The organism is Variovorax sp. W1I1 (genome assembly GCF_030815625.1).
GTDB classification, from domain to species: Bacteria; Pseudomonadota; Gammaproteobacteria; order Burkholderiales; family Burkholderiaceae_C; genus Variovorax; species Variovorax paradoxus_C.
In genome coordinates this window covers 640,405-664,407 of the sequence record NZ_JAUSWZ010000001.1, presented here as the reverse complement: position 1 = coordinate 664,407, position 24,003 = coordinate 640,405, and the positions used below count along the sequence as shown (strand labels likewise).

Annotated in this window: 24 protein-coding genes; 18 read left to right on the top strand and 6 right to left on the bottom strand. The window is 66.3% G+C overall.

Annotation, left to right across the window (positions count from 1 at the left end; genetic code table 11):
* Positions 1-109: 109 nt before the first annotated feature.
* On the bottom strand, positions 110-1,342 hold the full coding sequence (gene serA / locus QFZ83_RS03250) for a phosphoglycerate dehydrogenase (protein WP_013543173.1): 1,233 nt from the start codon (positions 1,340-1,342) through the stop codon (positions 110-112).
* Positions 1,343-1,568: 226 nt separating this feature from the next.
* Between serA and ugpB the strand changes: the two genes are divergently transcribed.
* The 6 genes from ugpB (at position 1,569) to QFZ83_RS03220 (ending at position 9,061) form a co-directional block, all read left to right on the top strand.
* Entirely contained in the window at positions 1,569-2,882 is a 1,314-nt protein-coding gene (gene ugpB / locus QFZ83_RS03245; protein ID WP_013543174.1) for a sn-glycerol-3-phosphate ABC transporter substrate-binding protein UgpB, read from the top strand.
* Between the two features lie 98 nt (positions 2,883-2,980).
* Positions 2,981-3,862: a sn-glycerol-3-phosphate ABC transporter permease UgpA gene (gene ugpA, locus QFZ83_RS03240; protein WP_013543175.1), complete on the top strand. Its 882-nt coding sequence runs from the start codon at positions 2,981-2,983 to the stop codon at positions 3,860-3,862.
* A 39-nt stretch (positions 3,863-3,901) separates the two neighbouring features.
* Positions 3,902-4,753: a sn-glycerol-3-phosphate ABC transporter permease UgpE gene (gene ugpE / locus QFZ83_RS03235; RefSeq protein ID WP_013543176.1), complete on the top strand. Its 852-nt coding sequence runs from the start codon at positions 3,902-3,904 to the stop codon at positions 4,751-4,753.
* Positions 4,754-4,756: 3 nt separating this feature from the next.
* Complete coding sequence (ugpC, locus tag QFZ83_RS03230) at positions 4,757-5,764, top strand: sn-glycerol-3-phosphate ABC transporter ATP-binding protein UgpC (RefSeq protein ID WP_013543177.1); 1,008 nt, start codon at positions 4,757-4,759, stop codon at positions 5,762-5,764.
* 3 nt (positions 5,765-5,767) lie between these two features.
* Positions 5,768-6,514, top strand: a complete 747-nt coding sequence (ugpQ, locus tag QFZ83_RS03225) for a glycerophosphodiester phosphodiesterase (protein ID WP_307502576.1) — start codon at positions 5,768-5,770, stop codon at positions 6,512-6,514.
* Positions 6,515-6,565: 51 nt separating this feature from the next.
* Positions 6,566-9,061 carry a DUF3772 domain-containing protein gene (locus tag QFZ83_RS03220; RefSeq protein WP_307502574.1) on the top strand — a complete coding sequence of 832 codons (2,496 nt, stop codon included), beginning with the start codon at positions 6,566-6,568 and terminating at the stop codon, positions 9,059-9,061.
* Positions 9,062-9,067: 6 nt separating this feature from the next.
* Here QFZ83_RS03220 and QFZ83_RS03215 read toward each other — a convergent pair whose 3' ends face one another.
* A complete protein-coding gene (locus QFZ83_RS03215) occupies positions 9,068-9,538 on the bottom strand; it encodes an Lrp/AsnC family transcriptional regulator (protein ID WP_144299149.1) in 471 nt (156 codons plus the stop codon).
* 214 nt (positions 9,539-9,752) lie between these two features.
* Here QFZ83_RS03215 and QFZ83_RS03210 point away from each other — a divergent pair, with 214 nt between their 5' ends.
* The 4 genes from QFZ83_RS03210 to QFZ83_RS03195 are packed head-to-tail and all read left to right on the top strand — an operon-like array spanning position 9,753 to position 12,961.
* Complete coding sequence (locus QFZ83_RS03210; protein ID WP_373457490.1) at positions 9,753-10,733, top strand: ABC transporter substrate-binding protein; 981 nt, start codon at positions 9,753-9,755, stop codon at positions 10,731-10,733.
* Between the two features lie 19 nt (positions 10,734-10,752).
* Complete coding sequence (locus tag QFZ83_RS03205) at positions 10,753-11,649, top strand: ABC transporter permease (RefSeq protein WP_307502571.1); 897 nt, start codon at positions 10,753-10,755, stop codon at positions 11,647-11,649.
* Positions 11,649-12,443: an ABC transporter ATP-binding protein gene (locus QFZ83_RS03200; RefSeq protein ID WP_307502568.1), complete on the top strand. Its 795-nt coding sequence runs from the start codon at positions 11,649-11,651 to the stop codon at positions 12,441-12,443. Before QFZ83_RS03205 ends, QFZ83_RS03200 begins: the two co-directional genes overlap by 1 nt.
* Complete coding sequence (locus tag QFZ83_RS03195; RefSeq protein WP_307502565.1) at positions 12,443-12,961, top strand: GNAT family N-acetyltransferase; 519 nt, start codon at positions 12,443-12,445, stop codon at positions 12,959-12,961. Before QFZ83_RS03200 ends, QFZ83_RS03195 begins: the two co-directional genes overlap by 1 nt.
* Here QFZ83_RS03195 and QFZ83_RS03190 read toward each other — a convergent pair whose 3' ends face one another.
* Positions 12,962-13,240: a hypothetical protein gene (locus QFZ83_RS03190; RefSeq protein ID WP_307502562.1), complete on the bottom strand. Its 279-nt coding sequence runs from the start codon at positions 13,238-13,240 to the stop codon at positions 12,962-12,964.
* A gap of 112 nt (positions 13,241-13,352) precedes the next feature.
* Between QFZ83_RS03190 and hemA the strand changes: the two genes are divergently transcribed.
* From hemA to QFZ83_RS03160, 6 genes are all read left to right on the top strand, one after another.
* Positions 13,353-14,624, top strand: a complete 1,272-nt coding sequence (gene hemA / locus QFZ83_RS03185; protein WP_013543186.1) for a glutamyl-tRNA reductase — start codon at positions 13,353-13,355, stop codon at positions 14,622-14,624.
* A 98-nt stretch (positions 14,625-14,722) separates the two neighbouring features.
* Positions 14,723-15,811, top strand: a complete 1,089-nt coding sequence (gene prfA / locus QFZ83_RS03180) for a peptide chain release factor 1 (protein ID WP_307502558.1) — start codon at positions 14,723-14,725, stop codon at positions 15,809-15,811.
* Complete coding sequence (prmC, locus tag QFZ83_RS03175; RefSeq protein WP_307502555.1) at positions 15,811-16,659, top strand: peptide chain release factor N(5)-glutamine methyltransferase; 849 nt, start codon at positions 15,811-15,813, stop codon at positions 16,657-16,659. The genes prfA and prmC overlap by 1 nt, the downstream gene beginning before the upstream one ends.
* Positions 16,660-16,691: 32 nt before the next feature.
* Positions 16,692-17,018 carry a Grx4 family monothiol glutaredoxin gene (grxD, locus tag QFZ83_RS03170; RefSeq protein ID WP_307502552.1) on the top strand — a complete coding sequence of 109 codons (327 nt, stop codon included), beginning with the start codon at positions 16,692-16,694 and terminating at the stop codon, positions 17,016-17,018.
* Positions 17,019-17,034: 16 nt separating this feature from the next.
* Positions 17,035-17,544: a cupin domain-containing protein gene (locus tag QFZ83_RS03165; protein WP_307502550.1), complete on the top strand. Its 510-nt coding sequence runs from the start codon at positions 17,035-17,037 to the stop codon at positions 17,542-17,544.
* 52 nt (positions 17,545-17,596) lie between these two features.
* Positions 17,597-18,880: a hemolysin family protein gene (locus QFZ83_RS03160; protein ID WP_307502547.1), complete on the top strand. Its 1,284-nt coding sequence runs from the start codon at positions 17,597-17,599 to the stop codon at positions 18,878-18,880.
* 64 nt (positions 18,881-18,944) lie between these two features.
* Here QFZ83_RS03160 and QFZ83_RS03155 read toward each other — a convergent pair whose 3' ends face one another.
* Both QFZ83_RS03155 and QFZ83_RS03150 read right to left on the bottom strand, forming a co-directional pair.
* Positions 18,945-19,625 carry a lytic transglycosylase domain-containing protein gene (locus QFZ83_RS03155; protein ID WP_373457525.1) on the bottom strand — a complete coding sequence of 227 codons (681 nt, stop codon included), beginning with the start codon at positions 19,623-19,625 and terminating at the stop codon, positions 18,945-18,947.
* Positions 19,626-19,678: 53 nt separating this feature from the next.
* Positions 19,679-21,424 carry a proline--tRNA ligase gene (locus QFZ83_RS03150; protein ID WP_307502541.1) on the bottom strand — a complete coding sequence of 582 codons (1,746 nt, stop codon included), beginning with the start codon at positions 21,422-21,424 and terminating at the stop codon, positions 19,679-19,681.
* 145 nt (positions 21,425-21,569) lie between these two features.
* On the opposite strand from QFZ83_RS03150, the gene QFZ83_RS03145 reads away from it, so the two are divergent.
* Both QFZ83_RS03145 and QFZ83_RS03140 read left to right on the top strand, forming a co-directional pair.
* Positions 21,570-22,247, top strand: coding sequence for an RNA pyrophosphohydrolase (locus QFZ83_RS03145; protein ID WP_306881797.1), 678 nt, complete (start codon positions 21,570-21,572; stop codon positions 22,245-22,247).
* On the top strand, positions 22,186-22,788 hold the full coding sequence (locus tag QFZ83_RS03140; RefSeq protein WP_307502538.1) for a CNP1-like family protein: 603 nt from the start codon (positions 22,186-22,188) through the stop codon (positions 22,786-22,788). The genes QFZ83_RS03145 and QFZ83_RS03140 overlap by 62 nt, the downstream gene beginning before the upstream one ends.
* Before the next feature lie 60 nt (positions 22,789-22,848).
* Here the strand turns inward: QFZ83_RS03140 and proB are convergent, their stop codons facing one another.
* Entirely contained in the window at positions 22,849-23,988 is a 1,140-nt protein-coding gene (gene proB / locus QFZ83_RS03135; protein ID WP_306881724.1) for a glutamate 5-kinase, read from the bottom strand.
* Between the last annotated feature and the right edge of the window lie 15 nt (positions 23,989-24,003).

Below are 24,003 nucleotides of genomic sequence, written 5' to 3'. Positions count from 1 at the left end.
GGGATTTTAGGACAGGGCTTGGGGTCTTGCCGCGTGGCGCGCCCGTTGTCCTTGTGCTAGGCGCCGCCCGACCTGCATGCCGCCCCGCTGAATCGGCTCAGGGCTCCGTTCAGAACAGCACGCGGCTGCGGATCGTCCCGCCAACCTTCGCGAGCTTCTCCAGCGCCAGGTCGGAAGAAGCCGCGTCGATGTCCATCACCACGTAGCCGATCTTCTCGTTCGTCTGCAGGAACTGCGAGGAGATGTTGATGTGGTTGTCCGAGAAGATCTTGTTGATCTCCGACAGCACGCCCGGCACGTTCTTGTGCACGTGCAGCAGCCGGTGCTTGCCCGGGTGCGCGGGCAGCGCCACCTCGGGGAAATTGACCGACGAGGTCGAGGTGCCGTTGTCGCTGTACTTCACCAGCTTCTCGGCCACTTCGAGCCCGATGTTGGCCTGCGCCTCCATCGTCGAGCCGCCGATGTGCGGCGTGAGGATCACGTTGTCCAGGCCTCGCAGCGGCGATTGGAACTCGTCCTTGTTGCTGCGCGGCTCCACCGGGAACACGTCGATCGCGGCGCCCAGGAGCTTCTTTTCCTTCAGCGCGCCGGCCAGCGCGTCGATCTCGACCACGGTGCCGCGCGAGGCGTTGATGAGGATCGAACCCGGCTTCATGGCGGCGATCTCGGCCGCGCCGATCATCCATTGCGTGGCCTGCGTCTCTGGCACGTGCAGCGTGACGATGTCGCTCTGACCCAGCAACTGGTGCAGGTCGCGCACCTGGCGGGCATTGCCCAGCGGCAGCTTGGTGACCACGTCGAAGAACGCCACATGCATGCCCAGCGCCTCGGCCAGCACCGACAACTGCGCGCCGATGGAGCCGTAGCCCACGATGCCCAGCGTCTTGCCGCGGATTTCGAAGGCGTTGTCGGCCGACTTGAGCCAGCCGCCGCGGTGCGCCACCGCGCTCTTCTCGGGCACGCCGCGCAGGAGCAGGATCGCTTCGGCCAGCACCAGTTCGGCCACCGAACGCGTATTCGAATAGGGGGCGTTGAACACGGCCACGCCGTGTTCGCGGGCGGCTTCCAGGTCGACCTGGTTGGTGCCGATGCAGAAGCATCCGGCCGCCACCAGCTTGTGGGCGGCGGCGAACACTTCGGCCGTCAGTTGCGTGCGCGAGCGGATGCCCAGGAAGTGAACGTCGGCGACCTTCGCCTTGAGCTCGGCGTCGGGCAAGGCACCCGGCAGCGACTCGATGTTGGTGTAGCCGGCGGCGCGCAGCACCTCCACGGCCGAAGGGTGGATGCCCTCGAGCAAGAGGAACTTGATCCTGCTTTTGTCGAGGGAGGTTTTGCTGCTCATGGCGGTCTCGCAAAGGGCCCTGGCCGTGGCGACAAGCTGGGCCAAAAAAGGGAGGGCGATGCTAGCATGGTGCGGCGCAGCATGCAGGCCCGCAACCCGCGCCGAGCTTGGTGCCAAAGGGGTTTTCCCGATTGGAAGATGACGGCGGTCCGTGCGCCAATGTGACGCGGCTGTGTCATTCACATGCCCTAGCATCCGCGCTTTCATTTTCCCTTCAGGAGTCTTCATGCGATTCAAGACGCTCGCGCTGGCATCGGCGCTGGCCGCGACCACGCTGTTCAACATGGCGCAGGCCCAGACCGAGATCCAGTGGTGGCATTCCATGACCGCCGTCAACAACGAGTGGGTCAACGACCTGGCCAAGCAGTTCAACGAGAGCCAGAAGGAATACAAGATCGTGCCGACCTTCAAGGGCACGTACGACGAATCCATGACGGCCTCCATCGCGGCCTTCCGCGCCGGCAACGCACCGCACATCCTGCAGGTGTTCGAAGTGGGCACCGCCACCATGATGGCCAGCAAGGGCGCCATCATTCCAGTCGGCCAGGTCATGAAGGACGCGGGTGAGAAGTTCGACCCGGCCGCCTACATCCCCGCCGTGGCCGGTTACTACACGGCCCCCAACGGCCAGATGCTGAGCTTCCCGTTCAACAGCTCGACCACCATCTTCTATTTCAACAAGGACGCCTTCAAGGCGGCCGGCCTCCCCACCGACAAGGCACCGTCGACCTGGCCTGAAGTGGTGGCCGCGGCCGCCAAGCTCAAGGCGAGCGGCCACAAGTGCCCGTTCACCACCGCCTGGCAGAACTGGACGCAGGTCGAGAGCTTCTCGGCCTGGCACAACGTGGAGTTCGCGAGCAAGGCCAACGGCCTGCAGGGCCTGGACGCCCGCCTGAAGGTGAATTCGCCGCTGCACCAGCGCCACATCGAGAACCTGGCCAGCATGGCCAAGCAGGGCCTGTTCATCTACAAGGGCCGCGGCAACGTGCCCGAGGCCTCGTTCGTCTCTGGCGAGTGCGCCATGATCAACACGTCGTCGGGCTTCTACGGCAACGTGGCCAAGAACGCCAAGTTCGCCTATGGCCTGGCCCCCCTGCCCTACTACCCGGACGTGCCGGGCGCACCGCAGAACACCGTGATCGGCGGCGCGAGCCTGTGGGTCATGTCGGGCAAGAAGCCGGCCGAGTACAAGGGCGTGGCCAAGTTCTTCAGCTTCATCTCGACGCCTGAAGTGCAGTCCGCCAGCCACAAGCGCACCGGCTACCTGCCGGTGACCACCGCCTCGTACAAGCTCACCGAGGACTCGGGCTTCTACAAGCAGAACCCCGGCACCGACGTGGCCGTGACGCAGATGATCCGGAAGGTCACCGACAAGAGCCGCGGCATCCGCCTGGGCAACTACGTGCAGATCCGCGCCATCGAGGACGAAGAACTCGAACAGGTCTGGAACGGCAAGAAGACCGCCAAGGAAGCCCTGGACGCCATCGTGACCCGCGGCAACGAGCAGCTGGAGCGCTTCCAGAAGGCGAACAAGAGCTAACAATTGTTAGCCGGGCCTCTGTGTCCGGCTAATATCGCCCGCCCCCGTTCGCTCTTGCACAAGGGCGAGCCGGGCGGGATTTTTTATTCAGAGGGATCATGGAAAAACGCGTTTTCTTTCGCTCGGGCTGGTTGCCCTGGCTGTTGCTGACGCCGCAGATGGCGGTGATCCTCGTGTTTTTCTTCTGGCCGGCCGGGCAGGCCATCCTGCAGTCGCTGCAGCAGCAGGATGCGTTCGGCACCTCGGTCGAATTCGTCGGGCTGCAGAACTTCAGGGAACTGTTCCACGACCCGGCGTATGCCGAGTCGTTCAAGACCACCGCGCTCTTCTCGGTGCTGGTGGCCGGCATCGGCATCAGCCTGTCGCTGATGCTCGCCGTGTTCGCCGACCGCATCGTGCGCGGCGGCATGTTCTACAAGACCATGCTGATCCTGCCCTACGCCGTGGCGCCCGCCGTGGCGGCGGTGCTGTGGGTCTTCATGTTCTCGCCCTCGCTGGGCGTGGTGGCCTATGCGCTCGGCAAGATCGGCATCAACTGGAACCACCTGCTGGACTCCGGCCACGCGATGACGCTGATCGTCATGGCCTCGGTGTGGAAGCAGATCTCCTACAACTTCCTGTTCTTCCTGGCCGGGCTGCAGTCCATTCCGAAGTCGCTGATCGAGGCCGCGGCCATCGACGGCGCGCGCCCGTGGCGCCGCTTCTGGACGGTGCAGTTCCCGCTGCTCTCGCCCACCACGTTCTTCCTTCTGGTGATCAACGTGGTCTACGCCTTCTTCGACACCTTCGCGATCGTCGATGCGGCCACGCAGGGCGGTCCGGGCAAGGACACGACCATCCTGGTCTACAAGGTCTACCACGACGGCTTCAAGGGCCTGGACCTCGGCGGCTCGGCCGCGCAGTCGGTGGTGCTGATGGTGATCGTGGTGGCGCTGACGGTGATCCAGTTCCGCTACGTCGAGAAGAAAGTGCAGTACTGATGATGAAGCAACAACAAGACAAATCCGGCGGAGCACGGCATGGTTGAGAAGCGCGGAACCCACGGCATCCTGGCCCACGTCATCATGGTCCTGGGCGTCCTCATCGTCGCCTTCCCGCTCTACCTGGCGTTCGTGGCCTCCACGCACACAGCGCAGGAAATCGTGCAGGCGCCGATGCCGCTCCTGCCCGGCTCGAACATCGTCGACAGCTACAAGGGCGCGCTCTTCGGGCGCGAGAACAGCGCGGGCTCCAACGCGCCGGTGGCGCACATGATGTGGGTGAGCTTCGTGACGGCCATGGTCATCGCCATCGGCAAGATTTCGATCTCGCTGCTGTCGGCTTTTGCCATCGTCTACTTCCGCTTCCCGTTCAAGAAGATCTGCTTCTGGGCGATCTTCGTGACGCTGATGCTGCCGGTGGAGGTGCGCATCCTGCCCACCTACAAGGTGCTGTCGGACCTGAACATGCTGAACACCTACGCGGGCCTCACGGTGCCGCTGATCGCATCGGCCACGGCGACCTTCCTGTTCCGCCAGTTCTTCCTCACGGTGCCCGACGAACTCACCGAGGCCTCGCGCATGGACGGCGCGAGCCCGATGCGCTTTTTCTTCGACGTGCTGCTGCCGTTGTCGAAGACCTCGATCGCGGCGCTGTTCGTGATCCAGTTCATCTACGGCTGGAACCAGTACCTCTGGCCGCTGCTGGCGACCACGAGCGAAGACATGTACCCGGTGGTGGTCGGCATCAAGCGAATGATTGCCGGCGGCGACGGGCAGAACGAATGGAACGTCGTGATGGCCACCGCCATCCTCGCGATGCTGCCGCCCGCGCTGGTGGTGGTGCTGATGCAAAAGTGGTTCGTCAAGGGCCTTGTGGATACCGAGAAATAAAAAATGGCAGCTCTCTCTTTACGCAACGTCATCAAGCGCTACGGCCACGGGCCGAAAGCCAACCAGGTCATCCACGGCGTGAGCGCCGAGATCGCCGACCATGAGTTCATCGTGATCGTCGGGCCCTCGGGCTGCGGCAAGTCCACGCTGCTGCGCATGGTCGCGGGCCTGGAGGAAATCTCCGCCGGCGAAATCGCCATCGGCGGCAAGGTCGTGAACCAGCTCGAACCCTCCGAGCGCGACATCGCCATGGTGTTCCAGAACTACGCGCTCTACCCGCACATGAGCGTGTTCGCGAACATGGCCTACGGCCTGAAGATCGCCAAGGTGCCGGTGCCCGAGATCAAGGTGCGCGTGGACAAGGCCGCGAAGATCCTCGAGTTGGGCCACCTGCTGGAGCGCAAGCCCCGCGAACTTTCGGGCGGCCAGCGCCAGCGCGTGGCCATGGGCCGCGCGATCGTGCGGCAGCCGCAGGTGTTTCTGTTCGACGAGCCGCTGTCGAACCTCGACGCCAAGCTGCGCGCGCAGACCCGCCTGGAAATCCAGAAGCTGCACCGCGAGCTGGGCATCACCTCGCTGTTCGTCACGCACGACCAGGTCGAGGCGATGACGCTCGCGCAACGGATCATCGTGATGAACGGCGGCGTGATGGACCAGTTCGCGACGCCCGAAGAGGTTTACAACCGCCCCGCTACCACCTTCGTCGCAAGCTTCATCGGCTCGCCGCCGATGAACCTGCTCAAGCACGCCCCCGGCGTGCGCGCGGGCCAGATCCTGGGCATCCGCCCCGAGCACATGAAGCTCGACGAAAGCGGCTGGACGGTGCAGGTCGAGCAGGTCGAACTGCTGGGCGCGGAGCGCCTGGTGTACGGCCGCATCGGCGACGAGCAGATCATCATGCGCACCGACGAAAGCGATCACCCGCCGGTCGCCGGCGACACGGTGAAGATCGCCGCGCGCGAAGACAAGCTGCATTGGTTCGACGCCGGATCGGGCAAGCGGGCAGATTGAACGATGGCCGAACGCAGCCCCTGGCCCTATCCCCGATGGGTCGCGCATCGCGGCGCCGGCAAGCTGGCTCCTGAAAACACGCTCGCCGCCTTCCGCTTCGGCGCGGCGCACGGCTACCGCATGTTCGAGTGCGATGCCAAGCTGAGCGCCGACGGCGTGCCGTTCCTCATGCACGACGCCACGCTCGATCGCACCACCAACGGCCGCGGCATCGGCGGCGAACAGCCGTGGAGCGCGCTGTCGCAGCTCGATGCGGGCGGCTGGCATTCGCGCGCCTTCGCCGGCGAGCCGCTGCCCACGCTGGAGAACCTGGCGCGCTTCTGCCTGGCCAACGATTACCTGCTCAACATCGAGATCAAGCCGACGCCCGGCATCGAGCGCGAAACCGGCGAGGTCGTGGCGCGCGAAGCGGCGCGCCTCTGGCAAGGTGCGGCGGTTCCTCCGCTGCTCACCTCGTTCCAGGTCGAGTCGCTGCGCGGCGCGGCCGCGGTGCAGCCCGAATTGCCGCGCGGCCTGCTGCTCGATTCGCTTCGCAAGGGCTGGCTCGAGGCGGCGCTCGATCTCGGCTGCCAGGCCGTCGTCTGCAACCACGCGCTGTGGGACGCTGGCACTGTCGCGCGAGTGCACGACGCGGGCATGCGCTCGCTGAGCTACACGGTGAACGACGACTGGGCCGCGCAACGGCTCATTGCGCTGGGCACCGACGGCATCATCACGGACAGGGTCGACCTGTTCAGCCCCGCCGGCTGACGCAGCACTTCTTACCGGCGTTTACGAAATGGCGGCTTCTATGATGCGGCCATGAATCGGACCTCTCGCCTGGCGGGCATCTGCCTCCCCGCCATCCTGGCCCTGTGGATGGTGTTGACGTGCGGCAGCGCCATCGCGCAGCCGGACGCCAGCATGGCCGCCGGCAACGGCAACCCCAACAACGGTGCCAACACCGCCGCCGCGGCGCCGGCTCCCACCATCGCCGAGTTGCGCGCGGAGTTCGCCAGGATCGCCCCTGCAGGCAAGGGCGGCACCAATGCCAATGCCATCCCGGGCGCCGAGGACGATGCGCGCAAGCAGCTCACGCAGATCAACGACATCGGCGCGCAGGCCGACAAGTTCGTCGCCGCCCGCGTCGGCGACCTGGCCGACCTGAACGCGCGGCTCGGCGAACTGGGCAATCCGCCCGCCGCCGGCGCCACCGAAGACCCGAACATCACGCGTCAGCGCGCGCAGCTGACCAAGGAGCGCAATGCGCTTGATGCGGACATCCGCCTGGCCAGGCTGCTGTCGATCGACGTGCGCCAGCGCGGCACCGACCTGGTGTCGCAGCGTCGCCAGCAGTTCGAGGCCGAGCTCACCAGCCGCGCCGCCTCCCCGCTCAACGGCACGTTCTGGAACGACCTGCGCGAAGCCTGGCCCGATGACCTCGCCCGGCTGCAGGCGATAGCCCTCGCGCTGGATGACGGTTTCGCGCAGGCGCTGGAGCCCGAGAACCGCACGCCGGTGATCGCCGCGCTTATCGGCGCGCTGCTGCTTGCGTGGCTGGGCGTCTGGGCGGCCGAACACGGGCTGGCGCGCCTCGCGATGCGCGTGCTGCCGGCCGGGCGGCTGCGTCGTTCGCTGCTGGTGATCGCCATCGTCGCGGCCCACGTGCTGCTGGTGGCCGTGGCCGCGCACGGCTTCGTGGAGGTGCTCAAGGCCTATGCCACCTGGGACGCGCAGGCACGCAAGGCGCTGCAGTCGGCGGCGCAGGCGCTGACTTTCATGGCATTCGTCATCGGCCTGGGGCGCGCGCTGCTGGCCACCGCCCGGCCGTCGTGGCGGCTGCCGCCCATTCCCGATGCCACGGCCGAGCGGCTGTCGGTGCTGCCGTGGCTGGTGGCGCTGGTGGCGGCGCTCGCGTGGACGCCCGCGGAGATCAATGCGCTCATCGACGCGAGCTTCGCCGCCGTGGTGGGCACGCATGTGCTGACGGCGCTGCTGCTCACCGCCTTGGTGGGCACGGTCGTCTACCGCCTGAAGGCCCTGCGCGCCGACGCACCCGATGCCGGCCTGCCCGAGCGGCCGATGTGGGTCGGCCTGCTGGTGGCGCTGATCGGCGTGCTGATGATCGCGATCTGGGTGCTGGTGGCCGTGGGCTACGTGGCGCTCGCGAGCTTCCTGGCCTCGCAGCTCACCTGGAGCGGCATCGTGGCCGCGGCCTTCTACGTGCTGTTCAAGTTCGCCGACGACGTGTTCATGGCGCTGGTGTCGTCGCGCAGCACCTTCGGCCAGCGACTGCAGAAGAGCTTCAACCTCGCGCCGCAAACGCTGGACCAGGCGGCCACGGTGCTTTCGGGGCTGAGCCGGGTCGGACTGTTCTTCTACATGCTGATCGCGCTCGCCGCGCCGCTGGGCACGGGGCCGGGCGAGGTGTTCCAGCGCAGCGGCAAGTTCGGCACCGGCGTGAAGGTGGGCGAGTTCCAGCTGGTGCCGGGCGCCATCCTGAGCGCCATCGCGGTGGCGGTGGTCGGCTTCATCGTGATGCGCGTGTTCAAGCGCTGGCTCGAGCGCAGCTACCTGCCCAACACGCAGCTCGAGCCGGGCATGCAGAGCTCGATCACCACGCTGCTGGGCTACGTGGGCGGCATCCTGGTGATCGCGTTCGCGCTCTCGGCCCTGGGCATCGGCATCGAGCGCATCGCGTGGGTGGCGAGCGCGCTGTCGGTGGGTATCGGCTTCGGGCTGCAGGCGATCGTGCAGAACTTCATCTCGGGGCTGATCCTCCTGGCCGAGCAGCCGGTGAAGGTGGGCGACTGGGTGGTGCTGGGCACGGCCGAGGGCGACGTGCGGCGCATCAACGTGCGCGCCACCGAGATCGTGCTGGGCGACCGCTCCACGCTGATCGTGCCGAATTCGGAGTTCATCACCAAGACCGTGCGCAACATGACGCTGTCCAATGCCGAGGGCCGCGTGCTGATTCGCCTGCCGATGCCGCTGACGACCGATGCGCAGCGCGTGCGCGGGCTGATCCTCGAAGCCTGCCGCGCGCACGAAGGGGTGCTGGAAACACCGGCGCCGTCGCTCACGCTGGAGGGCATCGAGAACGGGCTCTTGATCTTCCAGGCCATCGCCTACGTGGCGAGCCCGCGGCTGGCGGGCGGCGTGCGCAGCGATTTGCTGTTCGCGATCCTCGACGAACTGAAGAAAGCCGCGCTGCCGATGGCAACGCCGACGACGTTCATGATGGCGCCCACCGAGCCCGCCGCGGCCGCGCCGGCGCCCGCGACGCAGAACTCGCCGATCCCCGGCATGCCGACCTGAGGCTCATCACTCCAGCGGCAGCGCCGTGGTGCACTTGATCTCGTTCAGGCACACGCTGGACCGCACGGCCGACACGCCGGGCATGTGCATCAGCGTGTGCATCAGGAACTGCGAGAGCGACTCCAGGTCGCGCGCGACCACCTTCAACACGTAGTCGAAGTCGCCGGTCACCGAGTAGCACTCCAGGATCTGCTTGAGATCGGCGATCAGGTCCTGGAACTTGGGCAGCTCGTCGACGTGGCCCCGCGCCATGGTCACGTGGATGAAGGCGATCACGCCGAGGCCGACGTGGCGCGCGTTCAGGTGCGCCGCGTAGCCGTTGATGAGGCCCAGCTCCTCCAACCGTCGGTGGCGCCGCATGCACTGCGCGGGCGACAGGTTGGCAACCTCCGACAGCTCGAGGTTGGTGGCGCGGCCGTGCACCTGTAAGTGGTCAAGAATCCGCCTGTCGATCCGGTCAAGTTCGATCTCGTGCAATTTCATCTCTTGCGTCCTCCAATAGATGCAATTATGTTTCCTAAAGCGGGGTAAGCCCGATCCGTCCATGCACCTTAATTGTGCAAAGTACGATCTAGACTTCGAAGCTGCCGGGACTGCACACGCAGTTTCGCGACGCCGCTGAATTCCCCGCCCCGGCGCACGCCGGCGGCCTCCACCTCAGACATTCCCATCCCCACCCGGAGACCCTCACGTGAAAAACGCCCTGCTTCGCACCCCCTTCAGCGCTGTCGCCCTGGCCCTCGGCATGCTGGCCGCCGCGCCTTCGTTCGCGGCCGAGACCAAGTCGGTGGCGGTGACCGCCATCGTCGAGCACCCGGCACTCGATGCGGTGCGCGACGGCGTGAAGGCCGAACTCAAGGCGGCGGGCTACGAAGAAGGCAAGAACCTCAAGTTCACCTACCAGAGCGCGCAGGGCAACGTGGGCACCGCCGCCCAGATCGCCCGCAAGTACGTGGGCGATGCGCCCGACGTGATCGTCGCCATCGCCACGCCGTCGGCGCAGGCCGTGGTGGCCTCCACCAAGACGATTCCGGTCGTGTACTCGGCCATCACCGATCCGGTGGCCGCCAGGCTGGTGAAGAACTGGGACGCCACCGGCACCAACGTGACCGGCGTGTCGGACCTCTCGCCGCTCGAAAAGCACATCGGCCTCATCAAGCAGGTGGTGCCGAACGCCAAGCGCATTGGCGTGATCTACAGCCCCGGTGAAGCCAATTCGGTGGCGATCGTCGCCTCGCTCAAGAAGGCCGCGGCCGATGCTGGCATGACCGTCGTCGAAGCCGCCGCCGCCCGCACCGTGGACGTGCCGACCGCCGCGCAGAGCCTGGTGGGCAAGGCCGACGTGATCTACACGCCGACCGACAACAACGTGGTCTCGGCCTTCGAAGGCATCGTGAAGGTCGCCCAGCAGGCCAAGCTGCCGGTGGTGGCGGCCGACACGGCCACCGTCGAGCGCGGCGCAGTGGCGGCCCTCGGCCTGAACTACAACGACATCGGCCGCCAGACCGGCAAGATCGTCGTGCGCATCCTGAAGGGCGAGAAGCCCGGCACCATCGCCTCGCAGACCAGCACCAACTTCGAGCTGGTGGTGAACCCCACCGCCGCCAAGGCGCAGGGCGTGACGCTGTCCGAATCGCTCTTGAAGAGCGCCAAGGTCGTGGCCACGAAGTAAGAAGCCAGCTTCTTTATTTATGTCGCTCATCGCTTCGCTGGGCGCCATCGAGATCGGTCTGATATTCGGACTGGTCGCGTTGGGCGTCTTCATGTCGTTTCGCATCATCAACTTCCCCGACCTCACGGTGGACGGCAGCTTTCCGCTGGGCGCCGCCGTGGCCGCGACGCTGATCGTCCTCGGTTGGAATCCGGTGGCCGCCACCGCGGTCGCCTGCGTGGCGGGCGCCGCTGCGGGCTGGGTCACGGCGTGGCTCAACGTCAAGCTCAAGATCATGCAGTTGCTCGCGAGCATCCTGGTGATGATCGCGCTGTACTCCATCAACCTGCGCGTGATGGGCAAGCCCAACGTGGCGCTGATCACCGAGCCGACCCTGTTCACCATGGTCGACTTCGGCGGCATGCCCGAGCAATGGGCCAAGCCGCTGTTGCTGCTCTTCATCGTGATCGTCGCGAAGATCCTGGTCGACATGTTCTTCGCCTCCGAAGCGGGCCTCGCGATGCGCGCCACCGGCGGCAACGCCCGAATGGCGCGCGCACAAGGCATCTCGACCGACTTCCACACGATGGCGGGCCTGGCGCTCTCCAACGCGTTGGTGGCGCTGGCCGGCGCGCTGTTCGCGCAGAGCCAGGGCACGGCCGACATCTCGATGGGCGTGGGCACGATCGTGATCGGCCTGGCCGCGGTGATCATCGGCGAGACGCTCTTGCCCGCGCGCAGCATGGTGATCACCACGCTGGCCTGCGTGCTGGGTGCGCTGCTCTACCGCTTCTTCATCGCGATGGCGCTCAACACCGACTTCATGGGCCTGCAAGCGCAGGACCTGAACCTGGTGACCGCCGTGCTGGTCGCGGTCGCGCTGCTGATCCCTGCTTACAAGCGCAAGCTGCGCGGCCTCTTCAAAGGGAAGAACTGATGCTGCGCGCTCAAAACCTGGAGATGACCTTCAACCCGGGCACGCCGATCGAGAACCGCGTGCTGCGCGGGCTCAGCCTGGAAATTCCGACCGGCCAGTTCGTCACCGTGATAGGCTCGAACGGCGCGGGCAAGTCGACCTTCTTGAATGCGGTGAGCGGCGACCTGATCGTCGACAAGGGCAGCATCGAAATCGACGGCAAGGACGTGACCCGCATGAGCGCCTGGCAGCGCTCGGGCATGGTAGCCCGCGTGTTCCAGGACCCGATGGCCGGCACCTGCGAGGCGCTGACCATCGAGGAGAACATGGCGCTGGCGTGGAAGCGCGGCGAGCGGCGAGGCTTCGGCTTTTCGCTCAACCGGAGCCTGCGCGAGCTGTTCCGCGAGAAGCTGTCGATTCTCAAGCTGGGGCTGGAGAACCGGCTGGCGGACCGCATCGGCCTGCTCTCGGGCGGGCAGCGGCAGGCGGTGAGCCTCTTGATGGCGTCGCTCAAGCCCTCGCGAATCCTGCTGCTGGACGAGCACACGGCAGCGCTGGACCCGAAGACCGCCGCCTTCGTGCTGGAGCTGACCGCCAAGATCGTCGAAGGCAGCCAGCTGACCGCGATGATGGTGACGCACAGCATGCGGCAGGCGCTGGACTACGGTTCGCGCACCGTCATGCTGCATGAGGGTCAGGTGATCCTCGACGTGGCCGGGCCGGAACGCTCGGGCCTCGACGTGCCCGACCTCTTGCGCATGTTCGAGCAGACGCGCGGCAAAAAGCTCGACGACGACAAGCTGCTGCTGGCCTGATGGCGGTCGCGGCAGGCGCTGTCTTCGTGCGTGCGATGCGCGCGGACGATCTGGACGCGGTGCTCGCGATCCAGCTCGCCTGCTACGGCGCGGGCTTCGTGGAAGACGGTGCGTTGATCGCGCGGCGATTGGCTGCGGCGCCGGAGACGGGATGGGTGGCGGGGCATGAGGGCACCGTCAGGGCCTATCTGGCGGCCTACCCCTCGATTGCCGGCAAGCTCACGGCGCTGCACGGCGAGTTCGAGGTCGCACCGGAAGCCGATGCGCTGTACCTGCATGACCTAGCGGTGCACCCGGCCGCTTCAGGTCTGGGACTTGGGCCGCAGCTCGTTCGACATGCGTGGGCGCACGCGGTGAAGGCCGGCTGGCGACAGTCGACGCTGGTGTCGGTGCAGGCGTCGGTCGGTTTCTGGGAGCGGCAGGGCTATGCCGCGATGCAGCCGGCAGATCCGGCACAGCAGGCCCGGCTCGCGACCTATCCCGGCACGTCGGTCTACATGGTCCGCCGGCTGGGCTGATCAGCGGCGCCAGCCGCGCATCGCGAGCCATTGCACGGTGCCGCAGACCGCCACGAGCGCGGCATAGGTCGTCATCACGCCGTCCCGCCCGAAGACCACCAGGCCCACGACGAGCACCCCGACGCCGGCCCCGAAGGTGATGGCCCACTGCATCCACCAGCGCGGAACGCCCGTCCGGCGCCCGCCAAGGAAGCGCCCCACCAGGGCCAGCACCAGCGCGACGAACGCCGCGGGTGCCACAAAATTAAGCAGGTGATTGAGGAGGGCCAGCAGGTCCATCGAGGAGAGGTGGGAGGGGGCGCCACCATGTGGCGAAGGTTATGGCTGTTATAGGGAAAGCCATTTGTCCCTCGGCAAGCCCCGAGCCGCTGCTGATTTTATAATCACGCCCATGTCTGTCTGGGCTCTCGGCTTGAACCACACGACCGCGCCGCTCGATCTGCGCGGTCGTTTTGCGTTTGCGCTCGATCAAATCGCCCCGACGCTGCAGAGCCTCCGCAGCTCCTTCCCCAGCAGCCGCCACCCGCAGGTGGAAGCCGCGATCATCTCGACCTGCAACCGCACCGAGATCTACTGCGCCTCCGAACACATCGCCCTCGACCACACCTTCGGCTGGCTGGCCGAGAGCGGCGGCGTGGCGCCCACGCTGCTGCGTTCCCACGCCTACACCCTGCACGACGACGAGGCTGCGCGCCACGTCTTCCGCGTGGCCAGCGGGCTCGATTCGATGGTGCTCGGCGAGGCCCAGATCCTCGGCCAGATGAAAGACGCGGTGCGCGCGGCTGAGAACGTCGGCGCCCTGGGCACCACGCTCAACCAACTGTTCCAGCGCTCGTTCGCCGTCGCGAAAGAAGTGCGCACCGCCACCGAGATCGGCGCGCATTCCATCAGCATGGCCGCCGCGGCCGTGCGGCTGGCCGGGCAACTCTTCGAAGACCTGCGCAAGACGCGCGTGCTGTTCGTCGGCGCGGGCGAAATGATCGATCTCGCGGTGACGCACTTCGCGGCCAAGGAGCCGAAGTCCATCGCCATTGCCAACCGCACGCTGGAGCGCGGCGAAAAGCTCGCCACGCGCTTCGGCGGCGAGGCGATGCGGCTGGCCGACCTGCCGGCGCGGCTTGCCGAATTCGACATCGTGGTGAGCTGCACCGCGAGCACGCTGCCGATCATCGGCCTGGGCGCCGTGGAGCGCGCGCTCAAGGCGCGCAAGCACCGCCCGATCTTCATGGTCGACCTGGCCGTGCCGCGCGACATCGAGCCCGAAGTGAAGGCGCTGGAGGACGTCTACCTCTACACCGTCGACGACCTTGCGCACGTGGTGCAGCAGGGCCAGGCCAATCGCCAGGCCGCGGTGGCGCAGGCCGAAGTCATCATCGATGCCGGCGTGCAGAGCTTCATGCACTGGCTCGGCCAGCGCAGCACGGTGCCGCTGATCCAGCAGCTCAATGCGCAGGCCGACGAATGGCGTGCCGCCGAGATGGCGCGCGCCCGCAAGCTCCTGGCCAAGGGCGAATCGGTCGATGCGGTGCTCGAGGCGATGTCGCGCGGGCTCACGCAAAAGATGATGCACGGCGCCATGGCCGAGCTGCATTCGGGCGATGCCGCATCGCGCGAGCAGACCGCGCAGACCATCTCGCGCCTGTTCCTGCGCAAAGAGCGTTAGCGACGCTCGTCAGCGGCCCGGCCCTGCGTGCCGCGGTCTCCCTGCGCCCTGCCGCTGCACGCGGCATTCATCTCCCATTTTCCCGAGCGCCTTCTTCCGTGAAATCCTTTCTTCGCCATCAACTCGAACGCTACGTCCAGCGCCTCGGCGAGCTCGACTTCCTGCTCTCGCGCGAAGACATCATGAGCGACATGGCGCAGTACCGCACCATCTCGCGCGAGCACGCCGAGATCACGCAGATCGCCGGCCGCTACGAGCGCTACAAGCAGCGCGAGGCCGACATCGCCGGGGCGAAGGAAATGCTCGACGACCCCGACATGGCCGAGATGGCCACCGAGGAAATCGCCGGCGCCGAGGCCGAGCTGGTGCAGCTCGAAGAAGAGCTGCAGCGCCTCTTGCTGCCCAAGGATCCCGACGACGCACGCAACGCCTTCATGGAAATCCGCGCCGGCACGGGCGGCGACGAATCGGCCCTGTTCGCGGGCGACCTGCTGCGCATGTACACGCGCTACTGCGAGCGCGCCGGCCTGCGCTGCGAAATCGTGAGCGAGAGCGCGAGCGAACTCGGCGGCTACAAGGAAGTGGTGATCCGCATCGTCGGCGACGAGGTTTTCGGCAAGCTGCGCTTCGAATCGGGCGGCCACCGCGTGCAGCGCGTGCCGGCCACCGAGACCCAGGGCCGCATCCACACCAGCGCCTGCACGGTTGCCGTGCTGGCCGAGCCCGACGAAACCGTGGCGGTGCAGATCAACACCGCGGACCTGCGCATCGACACCTACCGCGCGAGCGGCGCCGGCGGCCAGCACATCAACAAGACCGACTCGGCCGTGCGCATCACGCACATTCCGACCGGCATCGTGGCCGAATGCCAGGACGACCGCAGCCAGCACCGCAACAAGGCCAAGGCGCTGCAGGTGCTGTCGGCGCGCATCCAGGAAAAGGACCGCAGCGAGCGCGCCGCCAAGGACGCGGCGATGCGCAAAGGGCTGATCGGCAGCGGCGACCGTTCGGACCGCATCCGCACCTACAACTTTCCTCAGGGGCGGCTCACCGACCACCGGATCAACCTCACGCTCTACAAGCTGCTGGCAATCATGGAAGGCGACCTGGGCGACGTGCTGGAAGCCCTGCGCGCCGCACGCGAGGCCGAGCAACTGGCCGAGCTGGAATCGAGCCTTCCCGCGTGATGACCGAAGCCACCGCACCCTCGACCGTGGCGCTGGCGCTGGCCGCGGCCGCGGCCCTGGGCGTCGATCGGCTCGATGCGCAGTTGCTGCTGCTCCATGCGCTGGGCCGCGCGCCGCACGACCGTGCCTGGCTGCTCGCGCACGACACCGATGCCATGTCCGATGCCGCATGGGCTTCGCTCGCGGCGCAGCTGTCGCGCCGTCTGACGGGCGAACCGGTGGCCTATTTGCTCGGCACGAAGGAATTCCACGGTCTCGACCTGCAAGTGGACGCGCGGGTGTTGGTGCCTCGCCCGGACACCGAAACGCTGGTCGACTGGGCGCTGCAATGCCTCGAAGGCCGCGACGCGCCCCGCGTGCTCGACCTGGGAACGGGCAGCGGCGCGATCGCACTGGCGCTGCAGCATGCGCGCCCGGATGCACAGGTCGATGCGGTCGATGCCAGCGCCGACGCGCTCGCCGTCGCAGAGGCCAACGCCCAACGCCTCGGCCTGCCGGTGCGTTTTGCTCAGGCCGATTGGCTCGATGGAGCCGCCAACGGCTACACGGTCATCGCCAGCAACCCGCCGTACATCGCCGCCAACGACCCGCATCTGCCCGCGCTGCGGCACGAGCCCTCCTCCGCGCTGGTCGCGGGCGCGGATGGGCTCGACGACATCCGCCAGATCGTCCAGGCTGCCCCCGATCACCTCGCCGAAGGCGGCTGGCTGCTGCTCGAACACGGCCACGACCAGGCCGCCGCCGTGCGCCAACTGCTCGAAACCCGCGGCTTCGCAGAAGTCCAAAGCCGGGACGACCTGGCAGGCATCCAGCGCTGCTCGGGCGGAATCTGGCGCGCGGTGAAATAATCCCCTTCAGCCCCCACTTTTCAGGAGTCCCCATGTCCAACGCCCAGCAACGCATCGACGACCTCGTCAAAACCAACGAACTCGTGCTCTTCATGAAGGGCAATGCCAGCTTCCCGATGTGCGGTTTCTCCGGCCGCGCGATCCAGATCCTCAAGGCCGTCGGCGTCGACACCAAGACGCTCAAGACCGTCAACGTGCTCGAAGACGACGGCATCCGCCAGGGCATCAAGGAATACAGCAACTGGCCCACGATTCCCCAGCTCTACGTAAAGGGCGAATTCGTTGGCGGCTCGGACATCATGATGGAGATGTACGAGTCGGGCGAGCTGCAACAGGTGCTGAACGGCAACCCCGCCTGATTCCCCGAGGCTTGCCATGAGCCACGATCACGCGGACCACGGCCACTCGCATGAGGGCGATGAAAGCCCGGCCTGGAAGCACGACGGCGTGCGCGTGATCGGCGCCAACCAGCTCGACGTCAACACGGCGCAGACGCCCGGCATGAACCGGGCCGCCGCCATCAACTTCGCCCGCGTGGGCGCCCAGAAGCTCTGGGCCGGCACGGTGACCATCCATGCCGATGCCAAGACCGGCGCCCATCACCACGGGCACCTCGAATCGGTGATCTACGTCGTGCGCGGCCGGGCCCGCATGCGATGGGGCGAGAAGCTCGAGTTCACCGCCGAAGCCGGACCGGGCGACTTCATCTACGTGCCGCCTTTTGTGCCGCACCAGGAAATCAACGCCAGCGCGACCGAGACGCTCGAATGCGTGCTGTGCCGCAGCGATGGCGAGGCGGTGGCAGTGAACCTCGACATCGAGCCTGTAGAGAAACCCGAATCGGTCCTGTGGGTCGACCCGACCCACCCGCACGGCGGCGTCTGAGGGGTTTTCGCGGGCCGAGTCATGGCACCATGGCACTCTTCGCCGTGCCACCATGAACCTCACCCAAAGCCTGCTCATCATCGTCTTGCTGATCGCGATGAGCGCGTTCTTCTCCCTTGCCGAAATCACCCTGGCCGCCTCGCGGCGTCTTCGCCTGCGCCAGATGGCCGACGAGGGCGATGCGCGCGCCGAGCGCGTGCTGCGCGTGCAGGAGCAGCCGGGCCATTACTTCACCGTGGTGCAGATCGGCCTCAACGCAGTGGCGATCCTCGGCGGCGTCGTGGGTGAGGGCTCGCTGAGCCCCTACTTCGCGCGTTTCTTCGAGAGCTGGCTGAGCGTGGAAGCATCCGCGAACGTAGCCTTCCTGTGCTCGTTCGTGATCGTGATCGCGGTGTTCCTGGTTTTCGCAGACCTCTTCCCCAAGCGCCTCGGCATGAGCGACCCGGAGCGCATCGCGGTGCGCATGGTCGGGCCGATGCTGGTGCTGATCACCACCTTCAAGCCGCTGGTGTGGTTCTTCACGCGCTGCACCGACCTGCTGTTCAAGGTGCTCGGCATGCCGATGGCGCGCGACGACAAGATCACCTCGGCCGACATCCTCGCGATGACCGAGGCCGGCGCGCGGGCCGGCGTGCTCGCGGTGCGCGAGCAGCAGGTGATCGCCAACGTGTTCGAGCTCGACACGCGCCTCGTGAGCAGCGTGATGACGGCGCGCGACAGCATCGCCTGGTTCCTGCACGACGATCCCGAATCGGTGCTGCGCGCGCGTATCGTGGCCGAGCCGTTTTCGGCCTATCCGGTGTGCGATGGCGATATCGACCATGTACTCGGCTACGTCGATGCCAAGGAGATGTTCCAGCGCGTGCTGAGCGGCCAGCCGCTCGCCTTCGACCAGGGCCTCACGCTGCACAAGGCGCTGGTGATTCCCGACCGGCTCTCGCTGACCGAGGTGCTCGAGCAGTTCCAGCAGGCGCATGAAGATTTCGCGATCATCGTCAACGAATACAGCCTGGTGGTAGGCGTGATCACGCTCAACGACGTGATGAGCACGGTGATGGGCGACCTCGTGACGATGCCCGACGAGGAGCAGATCGTGAAGCGCGACGAGAACTCGTGGCTGATCGACGGCATCACGCCGATTCAGGACGTGCAGCGCGCGCTGCAGATCGACGAGCTGCCGCATTCGGAAGAGTACGAAACGCTCGCGGGTTTTTTGATGGTGATGCTGCGCCGCGTGCCCAAGCGGACGGACAGCGTCGCCTGGGGCGGCTACACCTTCGAGGTGATGGACGTCGACAGCTACCGCATCGACCAGGTGATGGTCACAAAAACCTAGCTTGAAGTCCTGGCGCGCCACGTCGCTGGGCAGAGCCGCTTTCGCCTATTCGCGAAAGTGAGATTCAAGCTGCCGAACGGTCCTTCTCGCGCTCGCGGTCTCTTTCGCGTTCTCGCGCCTTGTCGTCGTAGGCCCAGAGCCGCTGGTTCGCGAACACGGCGTTCGGGTACGGCGACTTGCCGCGGCTGCCGTTGTAGCGGCCGAGGGTCATGTACAGGTCGCCGTTCTCGCGGTCGAGGTAGTGGCGCAGGATCACGCAGCCAAAGCGCAGGTTGGTCTGCATGTGAAAGAGCTTGGCCGAATCGCTGTCGCCGATCACGCGTGTCCAGAATGGCATCACCTGCATGTAGCCGCGCGCACCGGCGCTCGACACCGCGAACTTGCGGAAGTTGCTCTCGACCTGTACCAGCCCGAGGACCAGGCTCACGTCGAGCCCCGAGCGCTTGGCTTCGTACCAGGCGGTCTGCAGGAATTCCTTGCGCGAGGGCCAGTCGGCGATCTTCTTCTTGAGCCGCTCGCTCATTTCGCCAAGCCAGCGCAGGTACGCCAAGCGCGCCTCGGTGGTCGTGAATTCCGGCACCGGCGGCGCCTTGTTGTGGATCGCCGAACTCAGCGCAGTGCGCACCGAGTCGATCAAGGGCTCCTCGATCTGTGCGCCGGCGAAAGCGGTCTGCGGCAACGCCGTCAGCGACAGAACGCCCGAAGCCGCGGCAACACCAAGGCACTTGCGCCGCGAGATGGCCATGCCACCCGCCGCGGCGGTTGCCCCTGGGTCGTCGTTGCGACGGCCGGTGAAGCTCATGCGGCGAGCTTGCCGGCGATGAAGTCGGCGATGCCGGCCGACGGCACCTTCGTCGCAGCCGTGTCGCGGCGATGCTGGTATTCGAGCTGGCCTTCCTTCAGGCCGCGGTCGGAGATGACCACGCGGTGCGGCACGCCGATCAGCTCCCAGTCGGCGAACATCGCGCCGGGGCGCTCGCCGCGGTCGTCCAGCAGCACGTCGACACCCTTGGCGAGCAGTTCTTCGTAGAGCGCTTCGGCGGCCACCTTGACCTCGGGGCTGCGGTCCATGCCGATCGGGCAGACCACCACGGTGAACGGCGCCAGTGCGTCGGGCCAGATGATCCCGCGCTCGTCGTGATTCTGTTCGATGGCGGCGGCCGGCAGGCGCGTGATGCCGATGCCGTAGCAGCCCATCTCGAGGAACTGCGGCTTGCCGCCTTCGTCCAGGTACGTGGCGTTCATGTCCTTGCTGTACTTCGTGCCGAGCACAAAGACGTGGCCCACCTCGATGCCGCGCTCGATGGCCAGCACGCCCTTGCCGTCGGGCGAGATATCGCCTGCCACCACGTTGCGCAGGTCCGCCACGATTTCCGGCTCGGGCAGGTCGCGGCCCCAGTTGACGCCGGTCATGTGGAAGTCGACTTCGTTGGCGCCAGTGATCCAGTCGGCCAGCACGGCAGCCTCGCGGTCGGCAACCAGCTTGACTGGCTTCTTGAGGTTCAGCGGGCCGAGGTAGCCGGGCTTGCAGCCGAAGTGCTCGTCGATCTCGGCGAGGGTCGCAAAGCGGAATCCCTGGTCAAGGCCCGGCACCTTGCCGACCTTGATCTCGTTCATGTCGTGGTCGCCGCGCAGGAGCAGCAGCCAGACCCGCGAACCCTTCGGGTTGCCGGCCTCATCGACGATATCGGTGGCCAGCACCAGCGACTTGATGGTGGTCGCGAGCGGCACGCCGAGCAGCTCGGCCACGTCGGCGCAGGTGCTTTTGCCGGGCGTCGGCGTCTTCTCGAGCGCCTTGGCAGCCGCGGGACGCGGGCCAGCCGGAGCGAGCGCCTCGGCCTTTTCCATGTTGGCGGCGTAATTGCTGTCGGGGCAGTAGACGATGGCGTCCTCGCCCGTCGCGGCGATCACCTGGAACTCTTCGCTCAGGTCGCCGCCGATGGCGCCGCTGTCGGCCGCCACGGCGCGGTAGCGGAGACCAAAACGGTCGAAGATGTTGCGGTAGGCCTGCGCCATAACCTGGTAGCTGGCCTTGGCCGCGTCGAGGTCGCGGTCGAAGCTGTAGGCGTCCTTCATGATGAATTCGCGCCCGCGCATCAGGCCGAAGCGCGGACGGCGTTCGTCGCGGAACTTGGTCTGGATCTGGTAGAAATTCTTCGGCAGCTGCTTGTAGCTGCGGATTTCCTGGCGCGCGATGTCGGTCACTACCTCTTCGCTGGTCGGCTGGATCACGAAGTCGCGGTCATGCCGGTCCTTGATGCGCAAGAGCTCGGGGCCCATCTTCTCGAAGCGGCCGGTCTCCTGCCAGAACTCGGCCGGCTGAACCACCGGCATCGTGAGCTCGATGGCGCCGGCGCGGTTCATTTCTTCCCGAACGATCGCCTCCACCTTGCGGATCACACGCAGGCCCATGGGCATGTAGGTGTAGATGCCCGTGCCGAGCTTCTTGATCATGCCGGCCCGCATCATCAGCCGGTGGCTCGCCACCTCTGCATCGGCGGGCGCTTCCTTGAGGGTGGAGACAAAAAATCGGGAAGCTTTCATCGGGATCGTGGTGATGGAATCGCTGGATTCGACGTTCGGAAGTGGGGAACTGCTCCCCCGGAGAGACCCTGAGAGACTGGCATCGCGCTTGCCGAGGGCAACCCGGCATGCATAATCGACTCAGTTCAAAAATTGGGGTTTGATTATGCTCGACCGGGACGGCTTCAGGCCCAACGTCGGCATCATCCTGCTCAACCAGAGAAACCAGGTTTTCTGGGGCAAACGCATACGCACGCATTCCTGGCAGTTTCCGCAAGGCGGCATAGACCGCGGCGAAAGTCCCGAGCAAGCCATGTTCCGGGAACTGCACGAGGAAGTGGGGCTCCATCCGGAGCATGTGCGCATCGTGGCCCGTACCCGCGACTGGTTGCGCTACGAGGTGCCGGATCGGTTCATCCGCCGTGACGCACGGGGCCACTACAAGGGCCAGAAACAAATCTGGTATTTGCTGCAACTCGTCGGCCACGACTGGGATCTCAACCTGCGTGCAACCGACCATCCCGAATTCGACGCCTGGCGCTGGCATGACTACTGGGTGCCGCTCGACGTTGTCGTCGAGTTCAAGCGCGGCGTCTACGAGATGGCACTCACCGAGCTTGCTCGCTACCTGCCACGGCAGGACTTCCGCAACCGCTTTCTGCGCAGCAACGTGCGCGCCCGAGAATTCGAGCGCCATTCGCTGGACGCCGGAGCGCCCGCGGGTCTGGACTTGCCGCCCGGCGGCAGTTTCGATCCGAATCCCGACATTCCTTCTGCGAGCGATGAACCTCCTCTTTCCAACGACACGCACGGCAAAGCGCCCTTCTTTCCGACGCAACGCTGAGCGCGTCCTGCTGCTTGCGTGCTTCGGCATCCTCGCCGGCTGCGCCTCCGGCAAGTACGACACCGACAACCCCGACTGGGCGCAGGCGGGTTCTGCGCCTCCCCCCAAGCGGTCCGAGACGGACAAGGAATGGGAAGAGTCCGCGGCCCCGCCGCCGCCGGCCTTCAGCGAAAGCCGCCTGCTGCCGATCGAGATGCCTCCGTACATGAGCCTGAAGTTCGGCATCGACCCGGGAACCATCACGATCACGCCCGACGGCATCGTGCGCTACGTGGTGGTGGCCAGCAACCGCAGCGGCGGCGCCGTCAATGCCTTCTACGAAGGCGTGCGTTGCTCGACTGCAGAGATGAAGAGCTATGCGCGCTACAACAGCGGCGCATGGCAGGAAGTGACGAAGCAGGAATGGAAGCGCATCAAAGACCTGAACTCGCGCTACACGACGGCGCTGTCCAGCCAAGGCATCTGCCGCGGCAACGCACCGCGCAGCTCGGTCGGGGAAATGGTGCAGAACATTCGCAATCCGATTCGCGAAGTGCAATAAGCAGCAAATCAATGCCGAGATGAACGAACGGGGCCTTAGGGCCCCGTTTTTCTTTGCCGATCAGCTGGGCATCAGCACCATGTTGTCGCGGTGGACCATCTCTGGCTCAGCGACGTAGCCCAGCAGGCGCTCGAACTCGGCAGAAGGCTTGCGGCACAAGAGCCGCGCCTCGACGCTCGAATAGTTGGCCAGCCCCCGGGCCAGTTCGACGCCCTCTGCATCGCGCACCGCGATCACGTCGCCGCGCGAAAACTCGCCCGACACGCCAGTCATGCCGATGGGCAGCAGGCTCTTGCCTTCGGCGCGCACCTTGGCGGCGGCGCCCGCATCGACAACGACAGCGCCACGCAGTTGCAGGTGATCCGCCATCCACCGCTTGCGCGCTTGGTGCTTGGCCGTCTGCGCCACCAGCAGCGTGCCGATGGATTCGCCGCGCGTCAGCCGCAGCAAGGCATCAGCCTCACGGCCCCAGGCGATCACGGTTGACGCGCCCGAACCGGCAGCTCGCTTGGCGGCCAGGATCTTGGTGATCATGCCGCCGCGGCCGATGCTGGAGCCCGCACCGCCGGCCATGGCCTCGAGCGCCGGGTCACCGGCTGCCGCTTCGTGCACGAACTTCGCGTTCGGATCCTTGCGCGGGTCGGCCGTATAGAGACCCTTCTGGTCCGTCAGGATGATCAGTGCATCGGCCTCGACCAGATTGGCCACGAGCGCGCCGAGCGTGTCGTTGTCGCCGAACTTGATTTCGTCGTTGACGACGGTGTCGTTCTCGTTGATGACCGGCACCACGCCAAGACGCAGCAGTGTGACGAGTGTCGAGCGCGCGTTGAGGTAGCGCTCGCGGTCGGCCAGGTCGGCGTGGGTCAGCAGGACCTGGGCGCTGCCGATTTCGTTTTCGCGCAGCTTGGTTTCGTACATCTGGGCCAGGCCCATCTGGCCGACGGCCGCAGCGGCCTGGAGTTCATGAATCTCGTGGGGGCGGGTGCGCCAGCCGAGACGCTTCATGCCTTCGGCGATGGCACCGCTGGACACCATCACGACCTCTCGCCCGTCGCGCACCAGTTGCGCGAGCTGCCGGCACCACTCACCGATGGCCGCCTCGTCGAGACCGCGCCCCTCGTTGGTCACGAGGCTGGAACCCACCTTGACGACGATACGGCGGGCATCCCGCAAGGCAGTGGATCCGGAATTCGAGGTCATTGAGGGGTGTCGCGG

Excerpts from the sequence above, each read along its gene's own strand:
- serA (WP_013543173.1), bottom strand. The coding sequence starts at position 1,342 with ATGAGCAGCAAAACCTCCCTCGACAAAAGCAGGATCAAGTTCCTCTTG.
- ugpB (WP_013543174.1), top strand. The coding sequence starts at position 1,569 with ATGCGATTCAAGACGCTCGCGCTGGCATCGGCGCTGGCCGCGACCACG.
- ugpA (WP_013543175.1), top strand. The coding sequence starts at position 2,981 with ATGGAAAAACGCGTTTTCTTTCGCTCGGGCTGGTTGCCCTGGCTGTTG.
- ugpE (WP_013543176.1), top strand. The coding sequence starts at position 3,902 with ATGGTTGAGAAGCGCGGAACCCACGGCATCCTGGCCCACGTCATCATG.
- ugpC (WP_013543177.1), top strand. The coding sequence starts at position 4,757 with ATGGCAGCTCTCTCTTTACGCAACGTCATCAAGCGCTACGGCCACGGG.
- ugpQ (WP_307502576.1), top strand. The coding sequence starts at position 5,768 with ATGGCCGAACGCAGCCCCTGGCCCTATCCCCGATGGGTCGCGCATCGC.
- QFZ83_RS03220 (WP_307502574.1), top strand. The coding sequence starts at position 6,566 with ATGAATCGGACCTCTCGCCTGGCGGGCATCTGCCTCCCCGCCATCCTG.
- QFZ83_RS03205 (WP_307502571.1), top strand. The coding sequence starts at position 10,753 with ATGTCGCTCATCGCTTCGCTGGGCGCCATCGAGATCGGTCTGATATTC.
- QFZ83_RS03200 (WP_307502568.1), top strand. The coding sequence starts at position 11,649 with ATGCTGCGCGCTCAAAACCTGGAGATGACCTTCAACCCGGGCACGCCG.
- QFZ83_RS03195 (WP_307502565.1), top strand. The coding sequence starts at position 12,443 with ATGGCGGTCGCGGCAGGCGCTGTCTTCGTGCGTGCGATGCGCGCGGAC.
- QFZ83_RS03190 (WP_307502562.1), bottom strand. The coding sequence starts at position 13,240 with ATGGACCTGCTGGCCCTCCTCAATCACCTGCTTAATTTTGTGGCACCC.
- hemA (WP_013543186.1), top strand. The coding sequence starts at position 13,353 with ATGTCTGTCTGGGCTCTCGGCTTGAACCACACGACCGCGCCGCTCGAT.
- prmC (WP_307502555.1), top strand. The coding sequence starts at position 15,811 with ATGACCGAAGCCACCGCACCCTCGACCGTGGCGCTGGCGCTGGCCGCG.
- grxD (WP_307502552.1), top strand. The coding sequence starts at position 16,692 with ATGTCCAACGCCCAGCAACGCATCGACGACCTCGTCAAAACCAACGAA.
- QFZ83_RS03165 (WP_307502550.1), top strand. The coding sequence starts at position 17,035 with ATGAGCCACGATCACGCGGACCACGGCCACTCGCATGAGGGCGATGAA.
- QFZ83_RS03160 (WP_307502547.1), top strand. The coding sequence starts at position 17,597 with ATGAACCTCACCCAAAGCCTGCTCATCATCGTCTTGCTGATCGCGATG.
- QFZ83_RS03155 (WP_373457525.1), bottom strand. The coding sequence starts at position 19,625 with ATGGCCATCTCGCGGCGCAAGTGCCTTGGTGTTGCCGCGGCTTCGGGC.
- QFZ83_RS03150 (WP_307502541.1), bottom strand. The coding sequence starts at position 21,424 with ATGAAAGCTTCCCGATTTTTTGTCTCCACCCTCAAGGAAGCGCCCGCC.
- QFZ83_RS03145 (WP_306881797.1), top strand. The coding sequence starts at position 21,570 with ATGCTCGACCGGGACGGCTTCAGGCCCAACGTCGGCATCATCCTGCTC.
- QFZ83_RS03140 (WP_307502538.1), top strand. The coding sequence starts at position 22,186 with ATGAACCTCCTCTTTCCAACGACACGCACGGCAAAGCGCCCTTCTTTC.
- proB (WP_306881724.1), bottom strand. The coding sequence starts at position 23,988 with ATGACCTCGAATTCCGGATCCACTGCCTTGCGGGATGCCCGCCGTATC.